We start from the raw sequence: 19,077 nt of genomic DNA, 5'->3' as shown, positions 1-19,077 counted from the left end.
GGTGGTGCTTGCTTGACTTCCCGTTCAAATGCGAAAACGGTGCTGCCCTAATTTGCGGAGCCGATGACCTGCGCCGGAAAGCCCGCCGCATCCAGCCGGTGCAGGATGGCATCCATCGTAACCCGGTTCTCCTCAAACTGCACTTCCACCGTTTTGGTGGCGATGTCCACACTCACCTGTTGTACTCCGTCCACCTTCATCAGGGCGTTCGTGATGGCGTTGACGCAGCTTTTGCAAGCGATGTCGGGCGCATTCAGGCGTACGTGCATGTTCCTTTCTCCTGCCAGAAAAGGTTTGACCGAAAGCGTCTCACGTTACCCCATTATACCGTGACGTGGCAGAGAAATTCGCCCCCTGTCTCTTGACTCCCCCGGTCTCCTCATGTAAGATGAACCTGCTTAAACTGGTTGACTGGGAGACGGCCATGCAACATACATCGGAACAGATGCCCTTACCGACTTACGAATGTTTTCGCACGACGGACCGCATTCGCGTGGACGGTGCTCTGGACGAGCGCACGTGGAAACACGCGCCTGCCATGCGGTTGACGGTGTGGAAAGACGGCTCGGCACCAGAACGCGAAACGCGCGTGAAGATGGCATGGGATACGAAGAACCTGTACCTCGCTTACTGGGTAGAGGATGACAGCTTCCGCAGCAGGATGCGTAAGCGGGATGACCCACTGTGGCTGGAAGAGGTGGTGGAGTTTTTTGCGGATGGCGGTCAGGACCTGCGGGACTATTGTGAGTTTGAGTGGAACGCGCTGGGGGCGTGTGTGGACCTCGTGGCGGTGTGGCTGGATGAGGGCAAGTTCCACATGTTCATCGAGTGGGATGCCAAAGGCATGAAGTGGGCGGTGAAAACAGGCAAAACGGTCATCGACGGCATCGAGGTGCCCGGCTGGCAGTGCGAGGTATCGATCCCCTTCTCTGTCTTCCGCGATGCCCCCAGATTACCGCCTGCCGATGGAGACACATGGCGCGTGAATCACTACCGCATCGAGATGAGCGGGAAGGAGACAGAATACACCTGCTGGTCACCGGTGCTGGGGGAAAACGTATCGTTTCATCGCCCGCATCGGTTCGGGTATCTGGTGTTCAGAGACAAACCAGTCCCCCTCCCTTCCCGCGAGTAGGTTCCACTCTCGGGCGGTAGCGGCGACCTGCGCAGGGCGTATCTAATGCCGGATGGTGACCTCGTTGACCACCTGGCGGATGCCGGGCTTCTGGCGGAAGATGCGGCAAAGGGTCTCTATCTCCTGCGCTGGGTCTGCATCATAGCCGCGCAGTTTGCGTACGATGCCGCGCAGATACACCACGCCATGCACCACGTGAATATCCAGCAACGAGTAGTCAATCGGGCGCTTGGCGACCTCGTGCATCAGCTCTCGACGCATGGCGACGTCTTCCAGAGGCATTTCCTTCACCTCCTTTCCCCTGAGGGTGGGAAGACGTGCTCACAGCATAGTGAGCGGTATCAACGATAATTGCTCATCCATTTAGTTTGACGGAAAAGTCGGGGCAAAAGTTTCACCCTGTGCGTGCAGGACAGTACTTTCCTGTTGGTATCTTTTTCGAACAGCCCCGTGAGTCTTGACTCGCCTCCATGACATCAGTATAATTAGGATTGATAAATATTTCTCAAACTAGAAACTCGCATCAAGGAGCGGTTTTGGTGAAGTCCATACTTGTAGCAACACCCAACTCATGGACGACGTCCGTTTCATCGGTGCTCATCGCCCGTCTATGTGCTTACTGGCAGTTGAGCAAACCCCGACTGGCTCTGCTGGTGTGGCTGTCCGCGCTGGCGTCGATGTGGCTTCCTCAAGCGGTGTTCCCGTTTTCGGTGCTTGTGGCTTTCGCGGCAGGTGTGTGGCTGGTGATAGCGTCGGCGAACGGATGGAATCAGGTGCTGGAGTGGCGCCACGACGCCCGAATGCGCCGCACGGCTACCCGCCCTATTCCGAGCGGGAAGATATCCCCCAAAGAGGCGGCCATTGTCAGTACGGTGTGGGGCGCAGTGGGCATCGTCGTGTTGTGGTTGACAGTGAATCCACTGACCGCCTTGTTGGGTGCTTTTGCTTTGCTGGTGTACGTACTTGCCTACACTCCCCTGAAACGCGTCAGCGCGTGGTGTACGGTCGTGGGTGCGGTAGCGGGCGCTATACCACCAGCGGCGGGATGGGCTGCCGCCTCAGGGTCCCTTAGCTGGCAGGCGGTTCTGCTGTTCACTGTACAGTTCCTGTGGCAGTTTCCGCACTTCTGGGCGATCGCGTGGAAGTACCGGCACGAATACCACGAGGCAGGCTTCCACTTAGTACCATTCAACGACGACGAGGGTTTTGTGGTGGGCAGGATGATGTGGCTTCTCTCGCTCGCGTTGCTGGCTGTCAGTCTGATCCCGTTCCTGACGGGGTGGCGTTCGGGGTTCTACACCGCAGGCGCGCTGCTTCTGGGGACGTGGCTCACTCGTTCCGCGCAATCTTTCATGCGCCAACCTGATGGCAAACGGGCGATGAAAGTGATGTTCACTTCACTGGGGTATCTGCCCCTGTGGTTACTGCTGTTGATACTGGCTTACTGAGGAGGGACGAGAGGTGATCGCTACTCGCTGGGCTATCCGTGTTGCCAGTTGGGGATTACTGGTCACATCTATCCTGCTGCTGGCGGTGGCTTACGTGCACTCGAAACGCCAGAACACGGCATCCAGCGCCCTGCCTGGGTTCGGACAGGTACCCGCCTTCTCGCTCACTGCACATACAGGTCAGCCCATCCGACTGGAAGACCTGTATGGCAAAGTGTGGGTAACCAACTTCTTCTTCACCACCTGCCGAAGTATCTGCCCCGTCATGCAGGAGAACATGGTCGAAGTTCAGAAAGCTTTCGCAGGCAGTCCCCATGTTCGTCTGGTGTCGTTCACCGTGGATCCCGAGCATGACACCCCGGAGGTGCTTCGCGCTTACGCGCAACGGAAGGGAGCCGTGCCCGGTCAGTGGATGTTCGTGACAGGTGAAAAGAAAGCCATCTATCGGCTGGCACGTCAGGGCTTCAAGCTGGCGGCGGAGGACGTGCCTGAAGAGATTCAGGGCACACGACACGACTTCGTGCATAGCGAGAAGCTGGTGCTGGTAGACAGCGCGGGGCGCATTCGAGGCTATTACAGTGGTCTGGATATGGAGCAGGTGCAACGGTTGATAGAGGATATACACCGTTTGCTGCGCGAAGAGGGTCTGCAGTGATCGAATGGCTTCCCACCGTGAACGCCGTGCTCAATTTCACCAGCTTCGTGTGCCTGGTCGCAGGCAGGGTATACATCGGACGGGGTGAAGTCGCCAAACACCGCGCGAGTATGATAGCCGCGCTGATGGCATCCGTGCTGTTTCTGGTAAGCTACCTGGTTTACCATGCATATGCGGGCACCACACGCTTCGCGGCGCCACCAGCCCTGCGAACATTCTACCTGGTGATATTGACCACTCACACCGTTCTGGCAGCGGTGATTGTGCCGCTGGTGCTGGTGACCTTCTGGCGCGCCTTGAAGGCACAATTTGAAAGGCACAGACGCATCGCGCGGTGGACTCTGCCCCTGTGGATGTATGTTTCAGCAACGGGGGTCATCATCTATTTCATTCTTTATGTGTTATTCCCGGAGTATGCGCAACGGGCATGAGGCGGATTATCTTGAAATTGGGCGCGATTTTTTTGCGAATTTCGAGCCTGTTTCTATTGAAAAAGCCGATGTTCGTCATGTATAATTAGGGACGATAACTGATATGTGGACATAGTATTGCTATGTAGATAGCCTTTTTAAGCAATTCGGCGGTAGTACATGCATTTCAGGTTGTGATAAAAAGCACAAACCAGGACGGAGGCTAGGATGCCACAGGTCTTTCATCGTAGCAGTAACACACTGGCAAGATTGAGCATCGTGACCGGCGCAGCGTTACTGGTATCTTCGGTGCTCATTGGGTCTAATCTCAGCAGGTCACCATACGTTACACAGGTCGGTGCGCCGGTAGACCAGCCTGTCCCGTTCAGTCACAAACACCACGTGAAGGAGTTAGGCATCGACTGTCGCTACTGCCACAGCACGGTGGAAAAGTCGGCGGTAGCCAGCGTGCCTCCCACGCACACCTGCATGAGTTGCCATTCCCAGGTGTGGACAAACAGTCCCCTGCTGGAACCGATACGGCAGAGCTACCTGAACGGCACGCCGGTGAAGTGGAACAAGGTGTACGACCTGCCCGACTTTGTGTACTTTAACCACAGTATCCACGTGCAGAAAGGCATCGGCTGCGACACGTGCCATGGACCCGTCCATGAGATGAACATCACCTACAAGGCGCAACCGTTAAGCATGGCATGGTGTCTGGACTGTCATCGTCAACCCGAAAAGTACATCCGCCCGAAGGAAGAGGTCTACAATTACGAGTACAAACAGCCCAAGAACCAGCTGGAGTTAGGCGAAAAGCTGGTCAAGGAATACGGTATTCGCAAAGAGCAGCTCACCGACTGCGCGATCTGCCACCGCTAAACATGGGGTCACAGCAAGGATGAAGAGAAAGCATCAATCGCTGAATCTGGACGAGATACGGGAGCGTCTGGCAGGGGCACGCGGGCGCAACTACTGGCGAAGCCTCGAAGAGGTAGCCGACAGCGAGGAGTTCCGTCAGATACTGGAGAAGGAGTTTCCTCTGCAGTCCTCGCCGCTGGGGGCGTTCCTGCACCGCCGTCAGTTCCTGAAACTGATGGGCGCATCGCTGGCACTGGCAGGGTTAACCTCCTGTCGCCCGTTGCCACAGCGAAAAATCGTTCCCCAGGTTCAGCAGCCCGAAGAGGTTATTCTGGGCAAGCCTCTATATTACGCTTCCGCGTTCACGCTGGGAGGCTTTGCGCGAGGGATACTGGTGGAAAGCCACGAGGGACGCCCCACCAAAATCGAGGGCAATGCCCGACACCCCGCCAGCCCAGGCAGACAGGGCGTGCGGCCGCTGAATCAACCTGCCCGCATTCACCCCGACGGAACGCCAGAGCATCTCGGTGCGACCGACGCCTTCACGCAGGCATCCATCCTGACCCTGTATGACCCTGACCGCTCGCAAAGTCCCGTCCAGCAGAACCGCGTCGCGTCGTGGCAGGACTTTAACACGGCACTTGCGGCAGCGATGGCGAAGCAGGCGGCGGCGCGTGGCGCAGGCTTGCGTATCCTCACGGAAACGGTGACCTCGCCAACCCTGGCGGCTCTGCTGGAGGAACTGCTGCGCAAGTACCCACAAGCGAGGTGGTATCAGTACGAACCCGTCAATCGCGACCACTCGCTGGAGGGGACGCGCATTGCCTTCGGTGAACCGATGCAGGCAATCTACCGCATAGACCGCGCCGATGTGATACTGTCGCTGGATGCGAACTTCCTGCACGGCGATGGCGCCAGCGTGCGCTATGCGCATGATTACTCCACACGCCGCAGGGTAAGTCGCGATACCCGCAGTATGAACCGCCTCTACGTGGTGGAAAGCACCCCAACCGTGACGGGTTCCGTTGCCGACCATCGGTTGCCTCTGCGTCCGTCGCAGGTATCGGCGTTCGCACAGGCTCTGGCAAAGGCGGTGGGGTTGCCTGTCTCTGCCCCTTCACTGCCTGCCGAGGTGCAGCGGTGGGTGGATGTGGTGGCGCGAGACCTGCAGGCTCATCGGGGGCGATGTCTGGTGCTGGTTGGGGAGAGCCAACCTCCCGCAGTACACGCTCTGGTCCACGCCATGAACGATGCGCTGGGTAACATTGGGCAGACGGTCGTATACACCGCGCCTGTTGAGGTCAAACCGGTGTCGCAAACCGAAGAAATCCGCCGATTGGCGCAGGAGATGGCATCGGGAACGGTGGAAGCGCTGGTGATTCTCGGTGGCAATCCCGCCTACAACGCACCTGCCGACCTCGAGTTCGCACGCCTGCTGAAAGAGACCACGCAGCGAGGCGCGTTCACGGTTCACCTCAGCATGTACGAGGACGAGACTTCCGCCCTTTGCGAATGGCACCTGCCCGAATCGCATTATCTGGAGACGTGGGGCGATGCCCGGGCGTACGATGGAACCGTGTCCATCATCCAGCCGCTGATTGAACCGCTCTACCCGTCCCGCTCGAGCTACGAAATCGTCGATGCGATGCTGGGGCGACAGCGCTCTGGCTACGACATTGTGCGCTCTTACTGGCAGGGGCGTTCGGGCCATACCACCTTTGATAAGTCATGGCGGAAATGGCTGCATGACGGCGTGGTGGCTGGCTCTACCCTGCCCGTCAAGATGGTAAAACCACGCCTGACGTCGGTGCTGGAGGCGGTGCAGAAGATATCCCCAGTGCCAGAAGGGTTGGAGATGACCATCCTGCCCGACCCAAACATCTGGGACGGTCGTTTCGCCAATAACGGCTGGCTGCAGGAGCTGCCGAAACCGCTGAGCTTGCTCACGTGGGATAACGCGGTATACATCAGCCCGGCCACCGCACAGCGACTGGGTCTCAGCATGGACACTGGCGGACTCGCCAACATGGTGGACATGGTAGAGATACGTTATCGCGGCGCGAAGGTGCGTGCGCCCATCTGGATTATGCCCGGCCAACCCGACGATTGCATCACGGTGTTTCTGGGCTACGGGCGACAGCGAGCGGGCAAGGTGGGCACAGACTTAGGATACAACGCTTATGCCCTGCGATACTCGGATTCCCTGTGGACGGTCGGAGGGGTGACGCTGGCAAAGACGGGCGAACGCTACTCGCTCGCCAGTACCCAGCAGCACCACAGCATGGAGGGGCGCGACCTGATCCACGCGGGCACACTCCAGCAGTTCCTGCGCGACCCCGACCACTTCGTTCCCAAGCACGGCGCAGGCGAGCTGCCCTCTCTCTACCCCGAGCACCAGTGGGATGGGCACAAATGGGCAATGGTCATCGACACCAGCCTGTGCATCGGCTGCAACGCCTGCGTGGTCGCCTGTCAGGCGGAGAACAACATCCCCATCGTGGGCAAACAGCAGGTGGCTATCGGACGGGAAATGCACTGGTTGCGCGTCGACCGATATTACGAGGGTGGACTGGATAACCCGCGCACCTACCACCAGCCCGTGCCCTGTATGCACTGCGAGAAAGCACCCTGCGAGCCCGTCTGTCCGGTAGGAGCGACAGTGCATAGCCATGAAGGTTTGAACCAGATGGTGTACAATCGGTGCGTCGGCACGCGCTACTGTTCCAATAACTGTCCTTATAAGGTGCGACGATTCAACTTCCTGAAGTACAACGACCCGAAAGAGCCGGTGCTGCAACTGCTGAACAATCCCGACGTGACCGTTCGCGGGCGAGGCGTGATGGAGAAATGCACCTATTGCGTGCAACGCATCAACGCGGCGCGAATCGAAGCGAAGAAGCTCGGGCGTGAAGTGCAGGACGGCGAGGTGGTTACCGCCTGCCAGGCAGCCTGCCCGACGCATGCCATCATCTTTGGCGATATGAGTGATGAACGCAGTCTGGTGGCTCAGGCAAAGGCGCAACCACACCACTACGGACTGCTCGAAGAGCTGAACGTACGGCCGCGCACCACCTATTTGGCGACCGTACGCAATCCCAATCCAGAGCTGGAAGGAGATTAAAGGATGCAAGAGGTGGCACAGCGAGAGACCGGTGCGCTGATTGAGGGGAAGCATACTTACGAGAGCATCACCCACAAGATTGCCTCTGTGGCGATGGGTTATCGGCATCCCCTCGCGTGGTACGTCGTCACTGCCATCGCGGCGGCAGGCGTGTTCATGCTCATCACCTCCATCGCGTGGCTGCTGCTGCGCGGTGTGGGCATCTGGGGTATCAACCAGCCCGTCGGGTGGGGTTTTGCTATCATCAACTTTGTCTGGTGGATTGGTATCGGTCACGCGGGCACGCTGATTTCAGCCATTCTCTTGCTCCTGCGCCAGCAGTGGCGAACGTCCATCAACCGCTTTGCGGAAGCGATGACCATCTTCGCGGTCATGTGCGCCGGCATGTTCCCGCTGTTGCACGTCGGACGTCCGTGGGTGGCTTACTGGCTGCTGCCCATCCCCAACTGGACGGGAGCATGGCCGCAGTTCCGCAGCCCGCTCATCTGGGACGTCTTCGCGGTGACCACCTACTTCACGGTCTCGTTGCTGTTCTGGTTCACGGGGCTCATCCCTGACTTCGCCACCCTGCGCGACCGCGCCAAGAAGCGAATCGCCCAGATTATTTACGGCGTGCTGGCGATGGGTTGGCGCAACTCCGCCAAGCACTGGCATCGGTATGAATCGGCGTATCTGCTGCTGGCGGGGCTTTCCACGCCTCTGGTGGTATCGGTGCACAGCATCGTGAGCCTTGACTTCGCGGTGTCGCTGCTACCCGGCTGGCACACCACCATTTTCCCACCATACTTCGTGGCGGGAGCCATCTACTCGGGCTTCGCAATGGTGCTGACGCTGGTCATACCCATCCGCGCCTGGTACAAGATGCAGGACGTTCTGACCATGAAGCACCTGGACTGGATGGCGAAGATTATGCTCGCTACGGGACTGATTGTTTTCTACGGCTACATCATGGAGATATTCACCGCGCTGTACAGTGGTCACAGCGCAGAGACGTTCCTCGTCGCGAACCGTTTCTTCGGTCCCTATGCTCCGTACTTCTGGGCGCTGCTGGTGTGCAACGGTCTGATACCGCAGGCGCTATGGTCACCGAAGGTGCGACAGAACGTAGCCTTGCTGTTCGTCATCTCGCTGATAGTCAACGTGGGCATGTGGCTGGAGCGGTTCGTCATCGTGGTCACCAGCCTGCACCGCGACTTCCTGCCATCCTCGTGGGGCATGTACTATCCCACCATCTGGGATGTGGCGCTGTTCGCAGGAACCATCGGCTTCTTTACCTTCATGATGTTCCTGTTCGTGCGTTTCGTGCCGATGATTTCTATCTTTGAGATGCGCGACCTGTTGCATCAGACCGACAGGCATCGGCAAGCACCCGCAGGTGCTCCGGCGACACCCGTTGCCACCACGGAGGTGAGGTCATGAGCGTTCCCCTGCACGGCATTATCGCGGAATATGAGACACCCGAAGAACTGCTACGTGCGGCGAAGCGGGCAAGAGAAGCGGGCTACACCCGCATGGACGCCTACTCGCCCTTCCCGGTACACGGTCTATCCGAAGCCATCGGCTTTGAGGACCACAAAGTGCCCTGGACGACCTTCTTCGCAGGCCTCATCGGCGCGATAGCGGGTTTTGCGCTACAATACTATATTTCGGTAGTAGACTATCCGCTGAACGTGGGGGGAAGACCCTTCCTGAGCTGGCCCGCCTTTATCCCGGTGACCTTCGAAACGACCGTGCTGTTTGCGGCGTTTGGAGCCTTTATTGGGATGCTGGCGTTTAACGGCCTGCCGCAACCGTATCACCCAGTGTTCAATGCGCCGCGCTTCGAGCGAGCCTCTCAGGACAGATTCTTCCTGTGTATCGAGGCTTCGGACCCGCTGTTTGACCGCGCAAACACGCGCCATTTTCTGGAAGCCACTGGAGCGCGCATGGTTTCGGAGGTGGAAGAGTAAGCAATGAGCAGGGCTATCTGCAGACTGCGGCAAATGGCGGCGGTAACCGCTGGTGCTTTCCTGTTGATGACGCTGGCAGGCTGTCACACCGACATGTGGCACCAGCCCAAGCTGAAGGCACAATCGGAAAACCGCTTTTTCCCGGATGGCAAGACCGACCGTACACCGGTGGCGAACACGGTCGCGGTGGGCAACCTGCGGCAGGATGAGGTATTCTACACCGGCAAGCAGAACAATCGGCCCGTCTCGCAAATGCCGATGCCCGTCACACCCGAACTTCTCAAGCGTGGGCAGCAGCAGTACAACGTCTTCTGCGCACCGTGCCACGGCAAGTCGGGCGATGGACAGGGCATGATCGCACAACGGGGACTTGCCCTACGCCGACAACCCGCCTCATACCACACCGACCGCCTGCGGGGGATGCCGGTGGGTTACTTCTACGACGTGATCACTAACGGTTATGGGGTGATGTACAGTTATGCTTCGCGCATCGCCCCGGAAGACCGTTGGGCTATTGCGGCATACATCCGCGTTCTGCAGCAGAGCCAGTATACGCGGCTAAACGAACTGACTCCGGAAGACCTGCGTCGGCTTCAGGAAGAAGAACAAAGCACTCACGGGATGGAGAAGTCACCATGAACCCTGTTCAGGAGACCATCGCACGGTTCACTGCATTGCGCCAAAGGGCACTGATGGTGGGCATCATCGCCTTGCTCGCAAGCGCAGCTGGCTTTGCCCTGGCTGGTAGAACGCAGTTCTTCCAGTCCTATTTCTTCGCGTATATGGTATGGATGTGCCTGACGCTGGGGCTTTTCGGTTTGACTTTGCTACACCACACGGTGCGAGGTTCGTGGGGGCTACCGGTGCTGCGCTTCTTCGAGGCAGGTACGGCGGCTCTCCCGCTGATGCTACTGCTGTTCATACCGATAGTGGCGGGCATCCCTGACCTCTATCCCTGGGCGAACCCGGAAGTGGTGCAATCGGATAAATATATCCAGCACAAATCGGGCTACCTCAATGTACCGTTCTTTCTGGCGCGGACGGCGGTCTACTTCGCGGTATGGATCCTGCTGGCGCGGATACTCAGGCAACTGTCCCTCAAGCAGGACGAGACAGAAGACCCAGCGCTTGCGCAGAAGCGCATGAATCTCAGCGCGCCCGGTCTGGTGCTTTTCGTGCTAACCGTCAGCTTCGCCATGATAGACTGGGTGATGTCGCTGGAGCCGAAGTGGTACTCCAGCATCTATGGGGCATGGTTCATCGTGGGGCAGGGGCTGAGCGCGCTGGCGTTTAGTACGACGGTGCTTCTGCTGGCGGCGCGGCACAAACCCTTCGCGGACGTCGTCAACCCCAAACTGACACGCGACCTGGGCAACCTGACCTTCGCGTTCGTTATCCTGTGGGCGTACACGTCTATCTCGCAATACCTCATCATCTGGTCGGCAAACCTGCCAGACGAGATTGCGTACTACATCAAGCGCAATCAGGGCGGCTGGCAGTACCTGAGCGGTGCGCTGGTGGTGCTGCAGTTTTTCCTGCCGTTTCTCATCTTGCTTTCCAGCCGCGTGAAGCGATACGCGAACCTGTTGTTGCGGGTGATGCTCTTCATCCTGGTGATGCGTGTGGTGGACCTGTTCTGGATTATCGTTCCGGCGTTTGGAAGAGAAACCCTCAGTGTGCACTGGCTGGATGTGACGTTACTGGTAGGCATTGGTGGAGTGTGGCTGGCGTGGTTCGCACAGCAGGTCTGTGCTGCACCACTGCTACCTCGCCACGACTCGCGTTTACAGGAGGCATGGCTGTATGAGCGCAGCGCATCAACCGTTGCCTAAGAAGAACGGACACGGCGGTGGTTACGAGAAACAGGATGTGGGCTTTCGCTTTGCGATGCTGTTCATCGTGGGCATCATCGCTTTTACCGTGCTGACCATGGTGGTGCTGTTCTTCGTCTATCCGCTGTTAACTCCGGAAGGCGCACGCGCGCGCCGCGAGACGGCGGAGGAGGTTCAGCGAAGACTACCCCCTGCCCCGGTGCTTCAGGCGAACCCTGCGGTGGATATGCAGAGGTTCCGCGCGGAGGAGCAGCGGAAAGTCTCCACGTACGGCTGGGTGGATGAGCGGCGGGGTATCGTGCGCGTTCCGGTAGAGCGGGCGATGGAGATGGTGGCGCAACGCGGCTTGCCCCAATGGCCGCCTGCGCCGGCAACTCAGGAGAAGCAACGATGAGAACAATAGCCTGTGTGGTAGCGATATGGCTGGTTTTGGGTAGCGTTGCCAGTGCGCAGTTCTGGCAGCCACGCGAACCCGAAAAGGATACGAACGTGAGCCTGACGCGCGACGTCAGCATCGAGCAGAAGCTGAACGAGCAGGTTCCACTCGATCTGACGTTTCGGGATGAAAGCGGGCAGACGGTCACCCTCCGGCAGTACTTCGGCAAGAAGCCGGTACTGCTGACGCTGGTGTATTACGAATGCCCGTCGCTGTGTGGACTGGTGCTGCAGGGGTTACTGAAGAGCCTGCGTGTGATTAACTACACACCGGGCGAGCAGTTCGAGATTGTCACCGTGAGCATCAGTCCCACCGAAACCCCGGAGCTGGCAGCAGCCAAGAAGGCAAACTTCCTGAAGGAGTATGGACGTCAGGACGCGGCGGCGGGCTGGCACTGGCTGACGGGCGACGAGAAAAACATCCGTGCGCTGGCGGATGCCGTCGGCTTCCGATATGTCTACGACCCGAAGACGAAGCAGTATGCGCACGCGGCGGGCATCATGCTGTTAACTCCTTCGGGCAAGATTTCGCGTTACTTCTACGGCATCGAGTACTCGCCTCGCGACTTGCGATTGGGCATCATAGATGCGTCGCAGGGGAAAGTGGGATCGCTGGTAGAGAAGGTCATCCTGTTCTGTTACCAGTACGACCCCACGACGGGTAAGTATAGTCTTCTGGTGGTGCGCCTGATTCAGCTGGGAGGTCTGCTTACCCTGCTTATACTGGGCGGCTTCATCGGCACGATGTTCTACCGCGAGCGGACGGCTCGCACCAGAAAGGGGGTGTCGCAGGCATGAGTGGCATCCAGTTGCTGCCGGAACGCGCCAGCGAGTTCGCCCAGCGCGTGGACCTGCTGTTCCTGTTTCTAACAACGGTGACGGTGTTCTTCACTCTTTTGATTGCGGCTCTGGTGGTCTTCTTTGCCCTGAAGTACCGCAAAGGCTCCAACGCGAGCCGCGCCGGAGCGAAGGACACCGACCTGCGTCTCGAGATTGTCTGGTCGTTGATACCGCTGAGCCTCGGATTGTTCACCTTCGTCTGGGCATCGAAGCTTTACGGCGAGGTATACGGTCCACCGCCCGAGAACGCACTGGAGATATTCGTTATCGGCAAACAGTGGATGTGGCACATGCAGCATCCGAACGGTATCCGGGAGAACAATCAGCTGCACATCCCGGCAGGGCGCCCGGTGAAACTCACGATGATTTCTCAGGACGTGATTCACAGCTTCTATGTGCCGGCGTTCCGTATCAAGCGTGACGTGTTGCCGGGCACGTATAGCACGGTGTGGTTCACTCCTACCAAGCCGGGCAAGTATCATCTGTTCTGTGCAGAGTACTGCGGTACCCAGCATTCGCGCATGGTCGGCACGGTGTATGTGCTGGAACCAGCGGAGTACGAACGCTGGCTGGCGAGTGGCGGAGAGATGCGCGTCGGCGAAGCCGCCAGTGGGGCGGGTACCACGGCTGGTGTAGCCACCGCTTCACTGGTGCAGGCGGGTGAAAAACTGTACAACCAGCTGCGCTGTAACGCCTGTCATGGGCTGAAAGACGACCCGCGCGGTCCCACCCACTACGGGCTGTTCGGCAAGAAAGTAAAATTGCGCGACGGCACCACCGTTGTTGCCGACGAGGCGTACATCCGGGAGTCGATAGTCCGGCCAACGGCAAAAGTGGTGGACGGATACGAGCCGATTATGCCCAGTTATGAGGGACTGCTCAGTGAGGAACGGGTACTCCAGCTGGTGGCATATATTAAATCACTGGAGAAGCCCGAGAAGCAGGTAGCGGAGGTGAAGCCATGAGTATGACGATTACCCAACCGCGCGAGATGGAAGTTGGCGGAAGAAACTATCTCAACGCAGACAACACTGTGCTTTCGTGGTTGTTGACCACCGACCACAAGCGCATTGCCATACTGTATCTGGTGTCGATCACCTTCTTCTTCTTTATCGGTGGTCTGCTAGCGGCGCTTATCCGGCTGGAGCTGCTCACTCCACAGGGCGACCTGATGACCTCCGAAAACTACAACCGTGTCTTCACCATGCACGGTGTGGTGATGATATTCTTCTTCCTCATCCCGTCCATCCCTGCGGTGCTGGGCAACTTCCTGGTACCGCTGATGATTGGGGCGCGCGACCTTGCCTTCCCCCGTCTGAACCTCGCCAGCTGGTACATCTACATGATAGGCGGATTTATCGGTCTGTGGGCGATGGTGACGGGTGGAGTGGATACCGGCTGGACGTTCTATCCACCGTACAGCAGCACCTTCAGCACCTCGCATGTGACACTGACGCTGGTCGCGCTGTTCATTACGGGCTTCTCGTCGATCGCCACGGGGATTAACTTCATCGTCACCATCCACAAGATGCGTGCGCCTGGACTGACGTGGTTCCGCTTGCCGCTGTTCATCTGGGCGCACTACGCTACCAGTGTGATTATCGTGCTGGGAACGCCCGTCGTGGCGATCACGCTGCTGCTGGTAGCCGTAGAGCGGGTGTTCAAACTGGGCATCTTCGACCCTGCGCTGGGCGGCGACCCCATCCTGTTCCAGCACCTGTTCTGGTTCTACTCGCACCCGGCGGTGTACATCATGATACTGCCCGCGATGGGCGTCATTAGCGAGCTGATCTCGTGCTTCTCGCGCAAGCGGGTGTTCGGCTATCACTTCGTTGCCTTCTCCAGCGTGGCCATCGCTGTGGTGGGGTTCCTCGTGTGGGGACACCATATGTTTACCACCATCCAGTCGGTATACGCGGGCATGGTCTTCTCGCTGCTCAGCTTCCTTGTCGCTGTACCGTCTGCGGTGAAGGTTTTCAACTGGACGGCCACCATGTATAAGGGTCACATCGAGCTGCGCGCGCCCATGCTGTACGCCATGGGGTTCATCGGTCTGTTCGTGATTGGTGGACTGACGGGGGTTTTCCTCGCTTCCCTCGCTACCGATGTGCACCTGCAAGATACCTACTTTGTGGTGGCGCACTTCCACTACATCATGGTCGGCGGTGCGATATTCGGCTACCTGGGAGGACTGCACTTCTGGTGGCCCAAGATGACGGGAAGGATGTATCCTGAAGGCATCGCCAAGCTGGCTGCGCTGATTATCTTCGCGGGGTTCAACCTGACCTTCTTCCCGCAGTTCGTGCTTGGCTACCTCGGTATGCCGCGGCGCTACCACTGGTATCCCGAAGAGTGGCAGTTCCTTCATGTGATGTCCACGTCGGGCGTCGTCCTGCTGGCGCTAGGTTACGCCATACCGCTCTTTTACCTGCTGTGGTCGCTGCGCAACGGCGCTATCGCCGGGCCCAATCCGTGGGGCGCTACCGGTCTGGAGTGGCAAACCGCTTCGCCTCCCATTACGCACAACTTCGAGCAGACGCCTGTTGTGACCGAAGAGCCATACGCCTATGATAATCATCATGTTCAGGAGGAGACAGCCATTGGTGCAGGAACAAGGCAGACAGACGCTTAGCATCCAGTTCGATACACCGGAACAGCAGACCGAGTCCTACATCGTCGGGATGTGGACTTTCCTGGTCACCGAAATTATGTTCTTCGGTGCGGTGTTTGCCATCTATCTGGTGTACCGTGTGGCGAATCACGACGTGTTTTACCTCGCCCACCTGAAGCTGGACATCCCGCTGGGCTTTTTCAACACGCTGGTTCTGCTGACCAGCAGCCTGACGATGGCGCTCACGGTTCACTTCGCTCAGCGAGGAGATGCCCGCAAGCAACTACTGTTTCTGCTGGTAACCATGGCGCTGGCGTGTACCTTTTTGGTGGTGAAAGGCTTCGAGTATCACCACAAATACGTGGAGGGGCTCATCCCAGGACCGAACTTCCGCTTTGAACCGGTGGAACACTTGCGGGTGGCGCAGCTCTTCTTCAGCCTTTACTTTGCCATGACGGGTTTGCACGCGCTGCACGTAGCCATTGGCGTACTGGTCATGGCAATCATGGCGGTGCTTATCGCCATCCGCCATCCCAGCGTACAGGACTTTGTGCCGGTGGAGATGGTGGGGCTATACTGGCACTTCGTGGACATCGTCTGGATATTCCTGTTCCCGCTACTGTATCTGATTCCGAGGTGAGGACATGGCAAACGAACACGATTCCCATATCCACATCGTACCAATCAGGGTGTATCTGATAGTGTACGTCGCGCTGCTGGTTCTGTTGGTAGCGACGGTGGGCGCAGCCTACCTGCCAGGGCACCATACCGTGCTGAACAACATCATCGCACTCACCATCGCCATAGTCAAGGCGGTGCTGGTGGTGCTCTACTTCATGCACGTGCGGTACGGCACGCGCCTGACCTGGGTATGGGCTTCCGCCGGGTTCTTCTGGCTGGTGATACTGTTCATCCTCACGCTGGGCGATTACTTCACACGCCACTGGATTCCCATGCGAGGCTGGGAGTAGCGCCGCTTGACAGTTACACCCAGCTTGTGCTATCCTGCACGTGGTTGAAATATTATGCATTGAAGAAAGGATGAGATCGATGAGAAAGGTTTTGCTCGCCTTGTTGCTCGTCGCGCTGGCGGCATCTGCACATGCCCAGTGGCGCGTGAAGGCAATTCGCATTCCCCAAGAGTACGTGACCGTCCGCCCGGCAAAGCAGCAGGGTGTATCGCTGTCCCTGAGTACACAGGGGCTGGCTCCGCAGCAAACTGCGCTTATCTACGACAACTATCCCAACGACGACCCCGCCCCGCACCTGTTCTACTACGACCCAACCGGCAACGGCGAGAAGGCGGGACAGAACTGGTGGGTAGACTACGACAACGTGGGCGCAGGCGGTGAAGTGCGCAGCTTTGAGTTCACCGCAGAGGTAACCCAGAGCAACGTGCCGATACGCATCTACTTCTTCCGCAACATCACGCCCACACAGCCGCCCAGCCTGAGCAAGCTCATACCGCTCAAGAACAGCACGGGGTCGGCAGCGTTCGAGGTAACGGCACAGTACGCAGGCTACTACACGTTCACCGTCACCTTACCCAGCACGCTGTACTTCGACGTCAGCGGGGATATCGGCTGGAGCGTGGTCAAGCCGGGTACCAGCATGGGGCTGTATCTGGTCACATGGGATTTCAATGCACCCATCGGTCGGCGGGATGCCTACCTGTCGGTGGACGGCGGCAGCAGCTGGGAACTCACCGAGTTCTACGGACACCCGGTGGCGAACTTTACCATCCGCTTGATGGGCATACCCTCCAGAACCAACGCCACCCTGTTCGGCAACGTGAATCTGCAAGACTTTGGATTTGCTGTCCAGCCTCCTAAGGAGGTTTGGGAGGACGAAAACGACGCCTTCCTGCCCACCTTAGAGGTGGAACTACGCCAGCCCGGCACGTTCAACGTGGTGCAAACCTTCTACACCACGCCATACGCTACCGAGCAACCCGACGGCAGTCATGCCTACTCCTACCTGTTGCCAGTAGTGCCGGAGGGCACCTACGACCTCGCTTTCCGCGCCAACCACTGGCTGCGTAAAGTCGTGCCTAACGTCACGTTGACCAGTGTGGCGATGGTGGATGTCGAACTGCTGAACGCCGATATCGACGGAGACAACGAAGTAACGCTCCTTGACTTCGGTGCGCTGGTCGCTTCCTTCGGCAGCGTTTCTGGTGACCCGTACTGGAGTTTTAACGCTGACCTGGACGGTGACCTGGAAGTGACGCTGTTCGATTTCGGCATCCTAGTGCGCAACTTCGGGCTGATTGGCGACGAGTAACCATCACCCCCTCCCCTCTCCCGAAGTTTCGGGAGAGGGGGGTCACGCCCTCTCCTGTTCCCATGGCAACAGGAAAAGAGGATAAGGGTCTCACACCACGGCGTACACCAGCGGTTGAAAGCGTGGTGCGCCTTGCCCTACCGTGAAGCAGCTCCGTAATTCCCCGGCAATCTCCTCAGCCTGTTCTTCGCTTCGTGCGTGCACCTCGGCGACGGGCAGAGAAGGCTCCACGTGGTCGCCCACATGGCGCAGTACGCGGATGCCGACCGCGTGGTCTACGGTGTCCTCTTTACGGCTGCGCCCTGCCCCCAGGCGCACCGCCAGCAGTCCCACCCGACGCGCGTGGATTGCGTGGATGTATCCCGCCTCGGTCACGTACACCGGTAACCTGACAGGTGCTTGTGGCAACAGGGAAGGGTCGTCCAGCACGCTGATGTCACCGCCCTGCACCTGGACGATTCGGCGGAACATCTGCAGTGCGCTGCCGCTGTCGAGACACTCCAGTGCGCGCCGTCGCGCCTCGCTCAGGTGCGTTTCCGCCCCAACCAGCAACAGGGCGTGCGCAGCCAGCTCGATGCACAGGATTTCGAAACGCGCCGAGGCAGCACCAGCCCTGCGCTGCAAGACCTGTATTGCCTCCGCGACCTCCAGCGCATTGCCTATCGCTTCTCCCAGCGGCTGGCTCATATCTGTCACCAGAGCCAGCGTCCGCCTCCCAGCCATCCTGCCAATCTCCACCAGCGTACGCGCCAGTTCCAGCGCATCCGGCAGGCGAGGCATAAATGCGCCTGAGCCTGTCTTCACATCCAGCAAGATGTACTCCGCGCCCCCTGCCAGCTTCTTGCTCATCACACTGGCTGCTATCAGCGGGATGCAATCCACTGTGGCGGTCACGTCGCGCAATGCATAAAGATACTTATCCGCCGGCACGAGGTCGGGCGACTGACCGACCAGGCAGGCTCCAACCTCTTCCACCAGACGGCGAATCTCGTCTGCACAGAAGTCGGTGCGGAAGCCGGGGATGGATTCCAGCTTGTCGACCGTGCCACCCGTGAAACCTAACCCCCGCCCGGACATCTTCGGCACTACCACTCCGCACGCCGCCAGCAAAGGAACAACTACCAGGGTCGTCTTGTCCCCTACCCCGCCGGTCGAGTGTTTATCCAGCACCGGCTTTCCCAGAGGAGGCAGATGCAGCTGCTGGCCGGAGTGCTGCAGGATAGATGTCAGCGTGGTCGTCTCGGGTGGGGTCATCCCGCGAAAGTACACAGCCATCAGCCACGCTGCCACCTGATAGTCGGGCACTTCACCTCGCAGACCACCCAGCACGAGCTTTTCCAGCTCTTCCCGGCTCAATTCTCCGCCGTCTCGTTTCTTCTGGATGATTTCAGGAACTCGAAGCATACCAGGCACCTTCCGTAAAGCCTATTCCCGCTCCACCCCTCACTTCCCTGCAGCACGCCATTGGTGGTAGAATCAAGACAGTATCAGAAA

Annotated in this window: 20 protein-coding genes; 17 read left to right on the top strand and 3 right to left on the bottom strand. The window is 58.7% G+C overall.

What is annotated here, in order from left to right; genetic code table 11:
- Positions 1 to 47: 47 nt before the first annotated feature.
- On the bottom strand, positions 48 to 269 hold the full coding sequence (locus K6U75_00760; GenBank protein ID MCL6473571.1) for a heavy-metal-associated domain-containing protein: 222 nt from the start codon (positions 267 to 269) through the stop codon (positions 48 to 50).
- 155 nt (positions 270 to 424) lie between these two features.
- On the opposite strand from K6U75_00760, the gene K6U75_00755 reads away from it, so the two are divergent.
- Entirely contained in the window at positions 425 to 1,135 is a 711-nt protein-coding gene (locus K6U75_00755; protein ID MCL6473570.1) for a carbohydrate-binding family 9-like protein, read from the top strand.
- Positions 1,136 to 1,177: 42 nt separating this feature from the next.
- Here K6U75_00755 and K6U75_00750 read toward each other — a convergent pair whose 3' ends face one another.
- A complete protein-coding gene (locus K6U75_00750) occupies positions 1,178 to 1,417 on the bottom strand; it encodes a BON domain-containing protein (protein ID MCL6473569.1) in 240 nt (79 codons plus the stop codon).
- Between the two features lie 257 nt (positions 1,418 to 1,674).
- On the opposite strand from K6U75_00750, the gene cyoE reads away from it, so the two are divergent.
- From cyoE to K6U75_00670, 16 genes are all read left to right on the top strand, one after another.
- Complete coding sequence (cyoE, locus tag K6U75_00745) at positions 1,675 to 2,583, top strand: heme o synthase (GenBank protein ID MCL6473568.1); 909 nt, start codon at positions 1,675 to 1,677, stop codon at positions 2,581 to 2,583.
- Between the two features lie 13 nt (positions 2,584 to 2,596).
- A complete protein-coding gene (locus tag K6U75_00740) occupies positions 2,597 to 3,238 on the top strand; it encodes an SCO family protein (protein ID MCL6473567.1) in 642 nt (213 codons plus the stop codon).
- Positions 3,235 to 3,669: a DUF420 domain-containing protein gene (locus K6U75_00735; protein ID MCL6473566.1), complete on the top strand. Its 435-nt coding sequence runs from the start codon at positions 3,235 to 3,237 to the stop codon at positions 3,667 to 3,669. Before K6U75_00740 ends, K6U75_00735 begins: the two co-directional genes overlap by 4 nt.
- Before the next feature lie 207 nt (positions 3,670 to 3,876).
- On the top strand, positions 3,877 to 4,533 hold the full coding sequence (locus K6U75_00730; GenBank protein MCL6473565.1) for a cytochrome c family protein: 657 nt from the start codon (positions 3,877 to 3,879) through the stop codon (positions 4,531 to 4,533).
- 19 nt (positions 4,534 to 4,552) lie between these two features.
- The gene (locus K6U75_00725; GenBank protein ID MCL6473564.1) at positions 4,553 to 7,633 is read left to right on the top strand and encodes a TAT-variant-translocated molybdopterin oxidoreductase; all 3,081 of its coding nucleotides are present in this window, start codon (positions 4,553 to 4,555) and stop codon (positions 7,631 to 7,633) included.
- A gap of 3 nt (positions 7,634 to 7,636) precedes the next feature.
- Complete coding sequence (nrfD, locus tag K6U75_00720; GenBank protein ID MCL6473563.1) at positions 7,637 to 9,052, top strand: polysulfide reductase NrfD; 1,416 nt, start codon at positions 7,637 to 7,639, stop codon at positions 9,050 to 9,052.
- Positions 9,049 to 9,582, top strand: a complete 534-nt coding sequence (locus K6U75_00715; GenBank protein ID MCL6473562.1) for a DUF3341 domain-containing protein — start codon at positions 9,049 to 9,051, stop codon at positions 9,580 to 9,582. Before nrfD ends, K6U75_00715 begins: the two co-directional genes overlap by 4 nt.
- A 66-nt stretch (positions 9,583 to 9,648) precedes the next feature.
- Positions 9,649 to 10,221 (top strand): cytochrome c, encoded by a 573-nt coding sequence (locus K6U75_00710; GenBank protein MCL6473561.1) that lies wholly within the window; start codon positions 9,649 to 9,651, stop codon positions 10,219 to 10,221.
- Positions 10,218 to 11,414, top strand: coding sequence for a hypothetical protein (locus K6U75_00705; GenBank protein ID MCL6473560.1), 1,197 nt, complete (start codon positions 10,218 to 10,220; stop codon positions 11,412 to 11,414). Before K6U75_00710 ends, K6U75_00705 begins: the two co-directional genes overlap by 4 nt.
- Positions 11,386 to 11,808, top strand: a complete 423-nt coding sequence (locus K6U75_00700) for a hypothetical protein (protein ID MCL6473559.1) — start codon at positions 11,386 to 11,388, stop codon at positions 11,806 to 11,808. The genes K6U75_00705 and K6U75_00700 overlap by 29 nt, the downstream gene beginning before the upstream one ends.
- Positions 11,805 to 12,647 carry an SCO family protein gene (locus tag K6U75_00695; protein ID MCL6473558.1) on the top strand — a complete coding sequence of 281 codons (843 nt, stop codon included), beginning with the start codon at positions 11,805 to 11,807 and terminating at the stop codon, positions 12,645 to 12,647. The genes K6U75_00700 and K6U75_00695 overlap by 4 nt, the downstream gene beginning before the upstream one ends.
- A complete protein-coding gene (coxB, locus tag K6U75_00690) occupies positions 12,644 to 13,654 on the top strand; it encodes a cytochrome c oxidase subunit II (protein MCL6473557.1) in 1,011 nt (336 codons plus the stop codon). Before K6U75_00695 ends, coxB begins: the two co-directional genes overlap by 4 nt.
- The gene (gene ctaD, locus K6U75_00685) at positions 13,651 to 15,321 is read left to right on the top strand and encodes a cytochrome c oxidase subunit I (GenBank protein MCL6473556.1); all 1,671 of its coding nucleotides are present in this window, start codon (positions 13,651 to 13,653) and stop codon (positions 15,319 to 15,321) included. The genes coxB and ctaD overlap by 4 nt, the downstream gene beginning before the upstream one ends.
- Positions 15,269 to 15,940, top strand: coding sequence for a cytochrome c oxidase subunit 3 family protein (locus tag K6U75_00680; GenBank protein MCL6473555.1), 672 nt, complete (start codon positions 15,269 to 15,271; stop codon positions 15,938 to 15,940). The genes ctaD and K6U75_00680 overlap by 53 nt, the downstream gene beginning before the upstream one ends.
- Before the next feature lie 4 nt (positions 15,941 to 15,944).
- Positions 15,945 to 16,271: a cytochrome C oxidase subunit IV family protein gene (locus tag K6U75_00675; protein ID MCL6473554.1), complete on the top strand. Its 327-nt coding sequence runs from the start codon at positions 15,945 to 15,947 to the stop codon at positions 16,269 to 16,271.
- 79 nt (positions 16,272 to 16,350) lie between these two features.
- A complete protein-coding gene (locus K6U75_00670; GenBank protein ID MCL6473553.1) occupies positions 16,351 to 17,583 on the top strand; it encodes a hypothetical protein in 1,233 nt (410 codons plus the stop codon).
- Positions 17,584 to 17,673: 90 nt separating this feature from the next.
- Here the strand turns inward: K6U75_00670 and K6U75_00665 are convergent, their stop codons facing one another.
- The gene (locus K6U75_00665; protein ID MCL6473552.1) at positions 17,674 to 18,987 is read right to left on the bottom strand and encodes a thymidine phosphorylase; all 1,314 of its coding nucleotides are present in this window, start codon (positions 18,985 to 18,987) and stop codon (positions 17,674 to 17,676) included.
- Positions 18,988 to 19,077: the final 90 nt, after the last annotated feature.

It is taken from the genome of Bacillota bacterium (assembly GCA_023511455.1).
Lineage (GTDB): Bacteria > Armatimonadota > HRBIN16 > HRBIN16 > HRBIN16 > HRBIN16.
The sequence above is the reverse complement of the archived record's forward strand: the minus strand, read 5'-3'. Positions and strand labels throughout refer to the sequence as shown.

Bases quoted from the DNA above. Each gene is read 5' to 3' on its own strand.
- coxB (MCL6473557.1), top strand. From the start codon at position 12,644: ATGAGTGGCATCCAGTTGCTGCCGGAACGCGCCAGCGAGTTCGCCCAG.
- K6U75_00760 (MCL6473571.1), bottom strand. From the start codon at position 269: ATGCACGTACGCCTGAATGCGCCCGACATCGCTTGCAAAAGCTGCGTC.
- K6U75_00675 (MCL6473554.1), top strand. From the start codon at position 15,945: ATGGCAAACGAACACGATTCCCATATCCACATCGTACCAATCAGGGTG.
- K6U75_00710 (MCL6473561.1), top strand. From the start codon at position 9,649: ATGACGCTGGCAGGCTGTCACACCGACATGTGGCACCAGCCCAAGCTG.
- nrfD (MCL6473563.1), top strand. From the start codon at position 7,637: ATGCAAGAGGTGGCACAGCGAGAGACCGGTGCGCTGATTGAGGGGAAG.
- K6U75_00715 (MCL6473562.1), top strand. From the start codon at position 9,049: ATGAGCGTTCCCCTGCACGGCATTATCGCGGAATATGAGACACCCGAA.
- K6U75_00725 (MCL6473564.1), top strand. From the start codon at position 4,553: ATGAAGAGAAAGCATCAATCGCTGAATCTGGACGAGATACGGGAGCGT.
- K6U75_00750 (MCL6473569.1), bottom strand. From the start codon at position 1,417: ATGCCTCTGGAAGACGTCGCCATGCGTCGAGAGCTGATGCACGAGGTC.
- K6U75_00670 (MCL6473553.1), top strand. From the start codon at position 16,351: ATGAGAAAGGTTTTGCTCGCCTTGTTGCTCGTCGCGCTGGCGGCATCT.
- K6U75_00680 (MCL6473555.1), top strand. From the start codon at position 15,269: ATGTTCAGGAGGAGACAGCCATTGGTGCAGGAACAAGGCAGACAGACG.
- ctaD (MCL6473556.1), top strand. From the start codon at position 13,651: ATGAGTATGACGATTACCCAACCGCGCGAGATGGAAGTTGGCGGAAGA.
- K6U75_00705 (MCL6473560.1), top strand. From the start codon at position 10,218: ATGAACCCTGTTCAGGAGACCATCGCACGGTTCACTGCATTGCGCCAA.
- K6U75_00695 (MCL6473558.1), top strand. From the start codon at position 11,805: ATGAGAACAATAGCCTGTGTGGTAGCGATATGGCTGGTTTTGGGTAGC.
- K6U75_00665 (MCL6473552.1), bottom strand. From the start codon at position 18,987: ATGCTTCGAGTTCCTGAAATCATCCAGAAGAAACGAGACGGCGGAGAA.
- K6U75_00730 (MCL6473565.1), top strand. From the start codon at position 3,877: ATGCCACAGGTCTTTCATCGTAGCAGTAACACACTGGCAAGATTGAGC.
- K6U75_00755 (MCL6473570.1), top strand. From the start codon at position 425: ATGCAACATACATCGGAACAGATGCCCTTACCGACTTACGAATGTTTT.
- K6U75_00700 (MCL6473559.1), top strand. From the start codon at position 11,386: ATGAGCGCAGCGCATCAACCGTTGCCTAAGAAGAACGGACACGGCGGT.